Raw genomic sequence first — 10,046 nt, forward strand, 5'->3', positions numbered from 1 at the left:
AAGTACATGCCAAATTGGCCGACAAAAGGCTTTGAAAGTCTCGACAGCAGTCGACGTTGGGTTGAAGCCTTCGTGCGCTGGTACAACACCGAGTGGCCGCCACTGGCACTATTTTGGTACTGGGAATTGTTGGTGTTACCTCTGCGCCTGTGTTATCAATTGCTTCAATTGGTGCTTTTGTTGCAGGAGGCGCTATTGGTGGAATCACTGGTACGGCTATTGGAAAAACCTTTGGTGATATCCTTTATGAAAAGGTCATCGACCTTAAAGAATCGAGTGAAGAGCTTGTAGAGGATTGGCTTTGAGTAATTTTTTTGAACATGCTTATACTATTATTACAGGCATACTAGCTGTATATGTGATCATATGGTCTGTTCCCGCAGTAATTATGAGTGCAATGGTCTCACTAGGAAGCATTGAAAGAATTGTATTTATTGACAAGCAATTAGCTAAGAATTTGGATAAATATTACGACGACCAAGGGTATATGAAATGGAACTACCAAATGTCCTATTCTATAGGGACTAGATTGTTTGGTTACTGGCTAGCCTACCCATTTATAAGACATAGAGTGACCACTAAATCTAAAAAATTCAGACTGTTTATGTGGGTTAATTGTATTGGCATATGGAGCTTTTTTATCACTCCATGCTTTACCCTGTTGGTGGAATGGCTGGAGACTATAGGTTAATCATTCACTGAGGCATCGTTCGAGGACTTATTTTGAGTGATTTGCTTAAGGGGTTTTCATGAACATTTTTTGTACAGAAATTTAACTTACTTAACCGCTCCAAACCGACTTCTGACAAATATGCGGAATATAAAGCTGAAGGTAAGACTCCGTTAAACGAAGGGCTTCGTTAGCGAGTTCAGGGGTAATATAGCCATGTTCATGGTAAGACAGTGAATATATCTTGTCGGCGACTTGCAGTGAAATAGCGAATACATTGATGGGTTGGGTAAACTGGGGGACATCGAAGAATTGACGATAGATGGCTTCGACTTCTTTACCCAATGTTAAATCATGTTTGGTGTCAGCGTGACCAAGTTCAGTAAAAGTATGGCGACCTAAAATCAGCTTTCTCGCGATTGGATTATTGTTGTAGTAGTCCACATAGGCGGTTTCGATCATACGGTTAATATCAGTCCAATGCGTGACTTTTTCGGCATCGATACATTGACCAAGTAGTGAGTCGAAATCAGTAAACACATCGTCTAATAAGCTATGGAATAGATTCTCGATGTTCGGGTAGTGGTGATAGACGGTCGAGGTGGCCATACCGCATTCTTTTGCCACATCGTACATAGAAATATCAGTAGCTTCGCGCCTTTCCATTAATTGTGCAACGGCGTTATGGATTTTTGTAAGTTTCTCTTTTGTTGTTACTTTTCGCATAAAACTGTCGTCACTTATTGTCAAAGCAGACTAAAAAATAAAGGGTTGATGCTCAAAAATCAATCTTATCAATATGAAGTTTGACCTCATTAACCCTTTGTTTAGTGCGTATGAATATCTAGGCAAAAACCGAGTTTGATCAAAACTACGCTTGGATATGTGTGCCTGATTTCCCTTCTATGATTTCGAGTGCGCAGGAAAGATCGCCGATATGACCATGTTGCCCGGTCTTTTCCACAAATTGGCAGCATGCATCGACTTTTGGCCCCATCGAACCGGCAGGGAAGTGATATCCCTTCATCTCTTTAACCGATACTCTTTCCAGCTTTTGTTCTTGTGGTGTGCCCCAATCCAAACACACATGAGTGCCATCCGTTAGGATCAGTAAGTGCTCTGCGCCAATTTCTTCGGCAATCAATGCGGCTGTCATATCTTTATCAATCACAGCTTCAAAGCCGACATAGGCACCGTCTTTTTCGATAACTGGTGCGCCGCCACCGCCGCCACAAATAATAAGGTGCTCTTTCTCTAGTAAGTCTTTAATTGCTTTTATTTCTAACACTTCTTTAGGTGCAGGAGATGGAACAACTCGGCGCCAATGCACACCGTCTGGTTTTACGACCCAATTATTGGCTTCAGCCAGCAGTTTAGCTTGCTGCTCGGTATAGACAGGGCCAATAAATTTGCTTGGGTCTGCGATCGCAGGGTCATTTTCATCAACAACGATGCGCGTCAGTATTGTGGTGGTGAAGCGGTCTTCGATTGCAGCATTTAACCCCTGTTGAATTAAGTAGCCGATCATACCTTGGGTTTCAGCGCCTAATACATCAAACGGATACGGCGGGCACTCTTTATAAGCATCATTCTGTAGAGAGAGTAATCCCACTTGAGGGCCATTACCGTGCACGATAACCAAGCGATAATCTTTACTCAGGGCTGCTAATGAACTTGCTGTTTGCTCAATACTCTTTTGCTGGTTTTCACAGCTCATTACTTCTCCGCGTTGCAGCAGCGCATTACCACCGACCGCAACAACAATAATAGGCTTCAACATCTCTTAATCTCCAAATAATGACTGGCTAAAAGCCACGTAAGATGGAGATACTCTATTGAAATATCAGAGTACTATTGGCGATAAAAATCACAATTCGATTTCTGCTCAAAAGTGAGTCTATTTAGTTGCCACCCCATCACAGAAAGTGAAAATAATCGCGAATTCAATCGGATATGTGATCTTGTTTTCAACTTAAGACGCTCAATAAATAAACAGTACTTTTGTTGATGAAAATCAATCATTCAGTGTTTGGTTGCTTTTTATCCAGTTTTTGTCGGTTCTATTTCATTTGTAATCTGAGTTTTCTTCCCCAAAACCGATATTCAATTTTCATCCCAGTTCACTTCATCGCTTTGCCGTTTAATAAGTTCCGAATTAGATATTAAGGAGCTAAGCGATGAGCAACGAAACGCAAGGAAAAATGGGGGTCACTGGGATAGCACTCTTTACACTGTGTGCTGTGCTAGTAGTCGACACATTAACCGCGTCAGCAAGTATTGGCGTTAGCGCTATTGGCTGGTGGGTGCTAATGCTGGTCTTCTTTGTTATTCCCTACGGACTAATCACTTCAGAGTTAAGCACCGCCTATCCAGGAGAAGGGGGGATTTACGATTGGGTAAAACAAGCTTTCAAGTTTAAATGGGCAGTAAGAACCACTTGGTTTTATTGGATCAACGTAGGCTTGTGGATGCCTGCTGTCTACATCATGTTCGCGGGTATGTTCGCAGAGCTGTTTATGCCGGGCTTGTCGCTATGGGGGCAGATCGCAATTTGTATCTTGTTAACTTGGCTAACGGTATGGATTTGTAATGTTTCTGCTGATATTGGCGTGTGGGTAACGAACATTGGCGCGGTATTAAAAATAATCGTAATCAGCACCTTAGGTGTAGGCGGATTTATCTACGCGATGAAAAACGGCGTTGCCAATGAGTTCACTTTGCCAGCAATGATGCCTTCATTAGATTCAGCGGTCTCTTTTCTACCAGCCATTGTTTTCAACCTGATGGGCTTCGAGCTTGTCGCGACGATGACCAAAGAGATGAAAGACGTCCGTGACATGCCTAAGGCTGTTTTCCTTTCCATCGGTATCACCGCTTTCCTATACATCTTCGGTACTGTTGGAATTTTGATGGCGTTACCCGTCGAAAGCATTGGACTTGTGGCTGGCCTGATCGACACCTTTAAAACCTTATTTGGTGAAGGTCCGTTTGGCACGGCAATGGTTTACGTCTTTGGCACGTTCGCTCTACTCACGCTTATCGGCAACATGGTGAGTTGGACGATGGGGGCAAGCCGTGCGGCAGCAGAAGCGGCTCAAGAAGGTGAACTGCCTGCTCCAGTGGCAAAAGTATCAGAGAAGGGTTCTCCAATTGGCGCGAACAACATTACAGGCATAGTCTCAACGGTTGTCATCTTGTCGTACGCGTTGTTTGCTCAAGGTAACGATGATCTGTTCTGGTCTATCTTCGCTTTCTCAAGCTGCATTTTCTTACTTCCTTATCTGTTCATGTTCCCAGCGTATCTGAAGCTGCGTGTGGTTGATGGCCAACGTGAGCGCCCATTCAAAGTGCCGGGAGGTATGCCCGCTCAATGGCTGATGTCGATTGTGTGCTTTTTTGTGATTTTCCAAGCGGTGATTCTATTTATCTTCCCGGAAGCACTCGATCTCACGGTGGCAGATTGGGGATACACAGGGCCAGTTTTGATTGGCGTTATCGCGACAGTCTTGATTGGTGAATGGATTTTGTTGGGGGCTCTCAAGCGCAAAAAAGCACAAAGCGAACAAGAGAGTCGCGCTGACAACACTAAAGAAAATAAACAAGCTCAAGATTAAGTTGGAGGACAGAGCAATGAAAAAAGTAATTGATACCACACCAAAACATGATGGTTTCAGAATGCCGGGTGAGCATGAGCCACACAATGAAATTTGGATGGCGTGGCCTGAGCGTACAGATAACTGGCGTGATGGAGCGAAACCAGCGCAGAAAGTGTTCTCGGAGGTTGCCGAGCAGATCAGTAAAACTACACCAGTGACGATGCTCGCGAGCTCAACTCAATACGATAACGCGGTGTCTCGCTTACCTGAAGATATTCGAGTTCTAGAAGTCTCAACCGATGACTCATGGATGCGTGATATTGGCGCGACATACGTCGTTGATGATAAGGGAGAGCGTCGCGGAGTTGACTGGGAATTCAATGCTTGGGGTGGTTTCGTTGATGGTTTGTATTCACCTTGGAACAGAGACAATCAAGTCGCACAAAAAATGTGTGAAACCATCCGAGACTCAAGATATCGAGCGCCTATCGTATTGGAAGGTGGCTCAATCCATGTGGATGGTGAAGGCACGCTTTATACAACGGAAGAGTGCTTATTGCATGAAAGCCGTAATCCAGACTTGAGTAAAGAAGAGCTGACCAAAGTGCTGTGTGAATACCTCAATATTCAGAAAGTAATTTGGTTACCTCGTGGTCTCTATAATGATGAAACCAATGGCCATGTAGACAACATCTTACATGTGGTTAAGCCGGGCGAAGTCGTGCTGACTTGGTGCGATGATGAAAACGATCCTCAGTATGAAATCAGCCGAGAAGCGTATGACTACATCACAAGCCAAACCGATGCTAAAGGGCGAGAAATCAAAGTACACAAGCTGCCAATGCCAGGTCCTTTGTATATGTCTACTGATGAAGCAGCAGGGATTGATATTGCAGAAGGGATGGAACGTGAAGCGGGTGAGCGATTAGCGGCATCCTACGCCAACTATCTGATTACCAATAAGCAAATAGTATTGCCATTGCTGGATAAACGCTATGACGACGACGTGATTGAAATCCTAGAAGAGCTCTACCCAGGTTATGAGGTTAATGGCATTCCAGCGCGAGAGATCTTGCTCGGTGGCGGCAATATCCACTGCATTACTCAGCAAGTACCAAGAATATAACCTGAGGTCATCGCCTCAAACATAAAAACAGCAACAACAAAGTTTAACTCCAACCGAAACGAAATCATCACGAGATCGACTTAAACGACACCGTGAAACGACGAAAAATAGGAATATATTATGAAATTACCTTCTTCTAGCGCGACTGAACTGAACAAAGCAAACCTTGAGCACATGGTATCAATGAAAGACTTCTCTGTTGAAGAGATGGATAACATGATGGAGTTAATGACATACCTAAAGCAGGCACGTAAAGACAATGCGATTCCACAACTGTTTAAAGGCAAGTCAGTGGGTATGATCTTCGAAGCGGGCTCTACACGAACTCGCGTATCGTTTGAGGTAGCCGCAACTTTACTGGGTGGTCACGCGCTGTTCCTTTCGCCGAAAGATATTCACCTAGGAGGTAAAGAGTCGATTGATGATACCTCTCGCGTTCTATCACGTATGTGTGACGTCATCATGGCTCGTACCAATAGCCCTGAAACCTTGGATGGTTTGCTAAACATGTCGACAGTGCCGGTTATCAATGGCCTTGATACACGTTTCCACCCAACCCAGATGCTGGCTGACCTATACACCATCAGAGAGCATATTACCGACGGACGTAAGCTATCTGACTTAACGCTGGCGTTTATGGGTGATGCTACGGATGTGTGTCGTTCTTTGATGCTGACTTGTGCAAAATATGGCATGGGCTTTAAGCAAATTGGCCCTAAGAAGTACCATATGGAGCAAGAATGGATTGATATGGCGCTCAACTTCTGTGAAGAGTCTGGTGGTACGATTGAAATTACCGATGACGTGGAACGTATCAGTGATTGTGATGTGGTTTACGGCGACAGCTTCTACTGGGTTACCCAGATGGACGAGAAAGAAGAACGCTTGGCGGCATTTATGCCGGACTATGTCATCACTGAAGAGCTGATGGCAAAAGCTCGTCCGGGCGCGATGCTTCTTCACTGCTTGCCAGCAAACGACAAAGAAGAAGTGACTCGTGGCGCGTTAGAGAGTGAATACTCTGTGGCATTTGATGAGGCTGAAAACCGTCTAACGGCTCAAATGGCTATCTTGGTTTACTTCACGCATAAGGATTCGGTTATCCCAACGCAAGAAACCATCAAGCATCACGAAGATAAGATCAATGGTTTCCTAAGTACCCTATAACGTTCGATGACAGTTTGTTTTGCCCCGTTTAAATAGTAGCAGCAAAACAAGACTTAAATGGCCCTGTTTCCCCAGCGAGAAGCAGGGCTAATTATTTGCTTCCGGTGATTGGTTTAAAGCTTCCTAAAAATAAGCACTTCTACGAGTCGCCATACAAGGAGAAATATCGACATGAGTATCGGTATCAAAAAAGTTTCAAGAAACACTGATAACGAATGACATGGATTCCCCCTCCCGAGGATCTGCCACACTTACGTGGTACTTATTAGCACTGGAGGCACCATGTCTGATTATTCTTATTTTGGCGGTATCGATCTAGCTAAAAACCACTTTAGTATTCATGTCGTTGACTCACAAGGTAAAGTGACTCTTCATAAATCGGTTACTCGCTCTAAGCTACTGACCACAATAGCAAATATGCCACCCATGCGTATAGGACTCGAAGCGTGTGGCGGTGCACATTATTGGGCAAGAACGCTTAATAAATTAGGACATGATGCTCGCATTATGGCGGTTAAGTATGTTGTTCCACATAGAACTAAAGGCAAAAACGACCTCAATGATGCCGTGGCTATCTGCCAAGCTGTCCACCATCCATCTACACGATTCGTTCCAGTAAAATCTCCAGAACAACAAGCCATATTGTCTGTTCATCGAATGCGTGAGCATTGGGTACGTGAACGAACGGCTCTAATGAACCGTATTCGCGCCTTACTGTCTGAATTTGGTCTTATCATTCCGGTTGGCAGATCTTCGTTAATGAAGCAAGTACCTCTCATGCTGGAAGATGCCGAAAACGAGCTTCCACAGTTAGCTCGAACCGTTATTGCTGACGCGTACTATCACCTTGAACAACTTAACCAACGTATTGCGGATACTGAGCAAGTGTTCGAGGCTTTTTCAAAGGTTAGCGAAAATGTTCAGCGTATCATGAAGGTCAGAGGAATTGGCCCACAAACAGCAACAGCTATTCTAGCTTCTATAGGTAACGGCTCTCAGTTTGATAAAAGCCGCGATTTTTCAGCCTGGCTGGGGCTAGTTCCGAAGCAGTATTCTACTGGCGGTAAACCTAGGTTAGGTAGGATAACCAAACATGGAGACAAGTACCTACGCACCTTGCTCGTTCATGGAGCTAGAACGGTCATTGCTAATCTAGGGGATAAACAAGACAGGCTCAGCCAGTGGTGTCGAGGCGTGTTGGAACGACGAGGGATGAACCGAGCCATTGTCGCTCTTGCAGCAAAGAATGCTCGAATTATCTGGTCGCTGTTACACAACCAAACGGAATATGAGAATTACGCTGCTTAAGAAACCACTAACTCAAGCAGAGTAACAAGAGTAAACCCACCGGGTCATAGCAGACGCAATGGATGGAGATAGGTTAAGACCACGTGCGGAGAGCCTGTTAATGCGGCGGACATTAAAATGTCATCTAACGAATAAGGCACCGCAGTCGCGCAAAGTCATCAGGGTCACGATGTTGCGAATCATCGATATAAAGACCGAATGTAGAGCGGCAGTCCAAAACCCATCACTTGAAGTTTAGCGGATGTTTGACAACCGGGGGAATCCATGTAGCCGCGTTAAGTGGTGAACAACGCGTCCACCCTACCTAAACCATTGTGCCGTAAACACTTAAGCTGAAGCAAACTGAGAATGCCACGCGTTGTGAATCCGTCTTGAACGCCTTGTTAGGCAAATTTTCTTGCGCCGACTATTTTCTAGATGGTTCGTGCCCTTCATACATTGGCAAGTTTATTTCTAGTTCTTCCCAGTTCCCTTTTGAGGTGATGAAGTTGTGCGAGATTGGACGTTCAACTATATCGCTGTCGATTGCCCCCAAACGGATTCTTAGCTTGTCCGGCTTTGCTGAATTCGAGCTATAGATTGGTGCACCGCATGTCGAACAAAAGTATTTCCGCTTACCCTCGCTACTTTCGTAATAGGTAAGAGTCCCTTTTGCGTCGTTAAGGTTTAACTCTGACTTATTAACATAACCATTTGTCGCAAAAGCACTGCCACTCGCTTTTCGACATAGTGAGCAGTGACAATAAATAGGATCTGTAATTCCACCATGTAGTTCGAACTGGATAGAGCCACACAAACAACTTCCTTTGTACATTTCGCCTCCGTGGGAAGTGAATAGATATTTGCCTAACGCCCAATTAAGGGGTGAACAACGCCACCACCCAAACCTAAAGCATTGTGCCATAAACACTAAACTGACTTGAAGTGAGGGCGCCAAGCGTTGTGAATCCCTATTAAATTGCTTGTTAGGTGTTTTCGATAAAACCGATTAAATCATCAATATTGAAACTACAGTTACGAGATATTAAAAAAGTCTTTGCATAACGGTCTAAAAGCGATTGTTCAGGTTTGATTCCATTTTTGATAATTCTTCTTACCTCGGTTATTTTCTCCGATTTTATTTCATCAGATTGACCAATGAAAATTTCAGTAAGTAACTGCTCTCTTCTTTCTTGTGCGCCCTTTCCTTTACATTTTTCCTTAATATACTTTGCAATAACAATAAAAAGCATTTTTTCACAATGGAAGTACTTAAATTCATCAGAAATGTGCCGACTGTAAGCTTTCTCGATACTTCCTGACTCAAAAAGACAACGATAGAATTGTACAATATTGTCAATGAGGAAACCCTCCTCAACTTGTTGCTCTGGGGCTAAAAGTATGAAGAACGGTGTCGGTTTATCTAACTTTATTGGTATCACAGCCCTCAATGCATGGCACGCGGCACCGATAACACATAAGTTATTATTTGTTGCAACATTTAGCTCTCGAAAATGTTGAGCCGCACATTCCCAAGAAATATATTCATTTGTTTTACAAACTAGCAACCCTTGTTCACTACAACCATGCATATCTATGTGAACCATCGGTTTCATATTTCTATCCCTTGCATGGTTAACCAACTCAATGAATATAGATTCAAAATCGAGTTTTGAATCTATATTCACAACTTGAAAACCGAAACCAAGTAACTCTGATTGTAGCCTTAAGTCTTCTACCATACGATTCGTTGGTCCATCTTCCCCAACTCTTGTGCTCGTTAACCAAATTACAGAATTACAAGAAAATCCAGAGTCTATCATCATATTTGAAGTACCAATCTATCATTTACACCTAACGCCAAATTAAGTAGTGAGCAACGTTGCCATCTACCTAAAGCATTGTGCCGTAAACACTAAAGCTGATTCAAACCAAAAGTGCCAAGCGTTGCGAATCTGCTTAAATTTATTGTTAGGCGCATTGGGTTTCGATGCTATCTAAAATGTGTAACACGTCTTCAGCGAAAAGCTCTAATACGATATCCATTGTCCAAGATTTCTTGAACTCCGCACCCTTAAACTGGATGCAGATCTTACAATCCTCTCGCATCATGACTGATGGTAAAATTGGCTTACTTACAGTATCTGCATGTATGATTTTGTCACATACTTGTTTCAAGGTAACGGGCCTACATATATAC

At 43.6% G+C, this 10,046-nt stretch carries 11 protein-coding genes; 6 read left to right on the plus strand and 5 right to left on the minus strand.

Annotated features, from left to right (window positions below; translation table 11 throughout):
* Together DA100_RS10510 and DA100_RS21325 are read left to right on the plus strand one after the other, a co-directional pair.
* Positions 1–291, plus strand: a 291-nt coding sequence (locus DA100_RS10510) for a hypothetical protein (RefSeq protein WP_206208565.1), incomplete at its 5' end; no start/stop codon positions are given.
* A 40-nt stretch (positions 292–331) separates the two neighbouring features.
* Positions 332–691, plus strand: a complete 360-nt coding sequence (locus DA100_RS21325; protein ID WP_240800907.1) for a hypothetical protein — start codon at positions 332–334, stop codon at positions 689–691.
* Between the two features lie 90 nt (positions 692–781).
* On the opposite strand, the gene DA100_RS10520 is transcribed toward DA100_RS21325, so the two are convergent.
* Positions 782–1,396 (minus strand): TetR/AcrR family transcriptional regulator, encoded by a 615-nt coding sequence (locus tag DA100_RS10520; RefSeq protein WP_138972091.1) that lies wholly within the window; start codon positions 1,394–1,396, stop codon positions 782–784.
* Between the two features lie 145 nt (positions 1,397–1,541).
* Positions 1,542–2,450 carry a carbamate kinase gene (gene arcC / locus DA100_RS10525; RefSeq protein WP_138972092.1) on the minus strand — a complete coding sequence of 303 codons (909 nt, stop codon included), beginning with the start codon at positions 2,448–2,450 and terminating at the stop codon, positions 1,542–1,544.
* 397 nt (positions 2,451–2,847) lie between these two features.
* On the opposite strand from arcC, the gene DA100_RS10530 reads away from it, so the two are divergent.
* From DA100_RS10530 to DA100_RS10545, 4 genes are all read left to right on the plus strand, one after another.
* Positions 2,848–4,284 carry an APC family permease gene (locus tag DA100_RS10530; RefSeq protein WP_138972093.1) on the plus strand — a complete coding sequence of 479 codons (1,437 nt, stop codon included), beginning with the start codon at positions 2,848–2,850 and terminating at the stop codon, positions 4,282–4,284.
* A 16-nt stretch (positions 4,285–4,300) separates the two neighbouring features.
* Entirely contained in the window at positions 4,301–5,392 is a 1,092-nt protein-coding gene (aguA, locus tag DA100_RS10535) for an agmatine deiminase (protein WP_138972094.1), read from the plus strand.
* Positions 5,393–5,512: 120 nt separating this feature from the next.
* Positions 5,513–6,559, plus strand: a complete 1,047-nt coding sequence (gene argF, locus DA100_RS10540) for an ornithine carbamoyltransferase (protein WP_138972095.1) — start codon at positions 5,513–5,515, stop codon at positions 6,557–6,559.
* Positions 6,560–6,841: 282 nt separating this feature from the next.
* Complete coding sequence (locus DA100_RS10545) at positions 6,842–7,867, plus strand: IS110 family transposase (RefSeq protein ID WP_138972096.1); 1,026 nt, start codon at positions 6,842–6,844, stop codon at positions 7,865–7,867.
* Between the two features lie 406 nt (positions 7,868–8,273).
* Here DA100_RS10545 and DA100_RS10550 read toward each other — a convergent pair whose 3' ends face one another.
* The 3 genes from DA100_RS10550 to DA100_RS21145 form a co-directional block, all read right to left on the minus strand.
* Positions 8,274–8,681, minus strand: a complete 408-nt coding sequence (locus DA100_RS10550; RefSeq protein ID WP_083148878.1) for a GFA family protein — start codon at positions 8,679–8,681, stop codon at positions 8,274–8,276.
* Between the two features lie 151 nt (positions 8,682–8,832).
* Positions 8,833–9,672: a hypothetical protein gene (locus DA100_RS10555; RefSeq protein WP_138972097.1), complete on the minus strand. Its 840-nt coding sequence runs from the start codon at positions 9,670–9,672 to the stop codon at positions 8,833–8,835.
* A gap of 145 nt (positions 9,673–9,817) precedes the next feature.
* Positions 9,818–10,046 (minus strand): hypothetical protein (locus DA100_RS21145; protein WP_206208566.1); only part of this gene is annotated, 229 nt, incomplete at its 5' end.

It is taken from the genome of Vibrio sp. Hep-1b-8 (genome assembly GCF_006124995.1).
Taxonomy (GTDB): domain Bacteria; phylum Pseudomonadota; class Gammaproteobacteria; order Enterobacterales; family Vibrionaceae; genus Vibrio.

Coding starts and splice junctions, on each gene's coding strand:
- DA100_RS10520 (WP_138972091.1), bottom strand. CDS start 1,396: ATGCGAAAAGTAACAACAAAAGAGAAACTTACAAAAATCCATAACGCC.
- arcC (WP_138972092.1), bottom strand. CDS start 2,450: ATGTTGAAGCCTATTATTGTTGTTGCGGTCGGTGGTAATGCGCTGCTG.
- DA100_RS10530 (WP_138972093.1), top strand. CDS start 2,848: ATGAGCAACGAAACGCAAGGAAAAATGGGGGTCACTGGGATAGCACTC.
- aguA (WP_138972094.1), top strand. CDS start 4,301: ATGAAAAAAGTAATTGATACCACACCAAAACATGATGGTTTCAGAATG.
- argF (WP_138972095.1), top strand. CDS start 5,513: ATGAAATTACCTTCTTCTAGCGCGACTGAACTGAACAAAGCAAACCTT.
- DA100_RS10545 (WP_138972096.1), top strand. CDS start 6,842: ATGTCTGATTATTCTTATTTTGGCGGTATCGATCTAGCTAAAAACCAC.
- DA100_RS10550 (WP_083148878.1), bottom strand. CDS start 8,681: ATGTACAAAGGAAGTTGTTTGTGTGGCTCTATCCAGTTCGAACTACAT.
- DA100_RS10555 (WP_138972097.1), bottom strand. CDS start 9,672: ATGATGATAGACTCTGGATTTTCTTGTAATTCTGTAATTTGGTTAACG.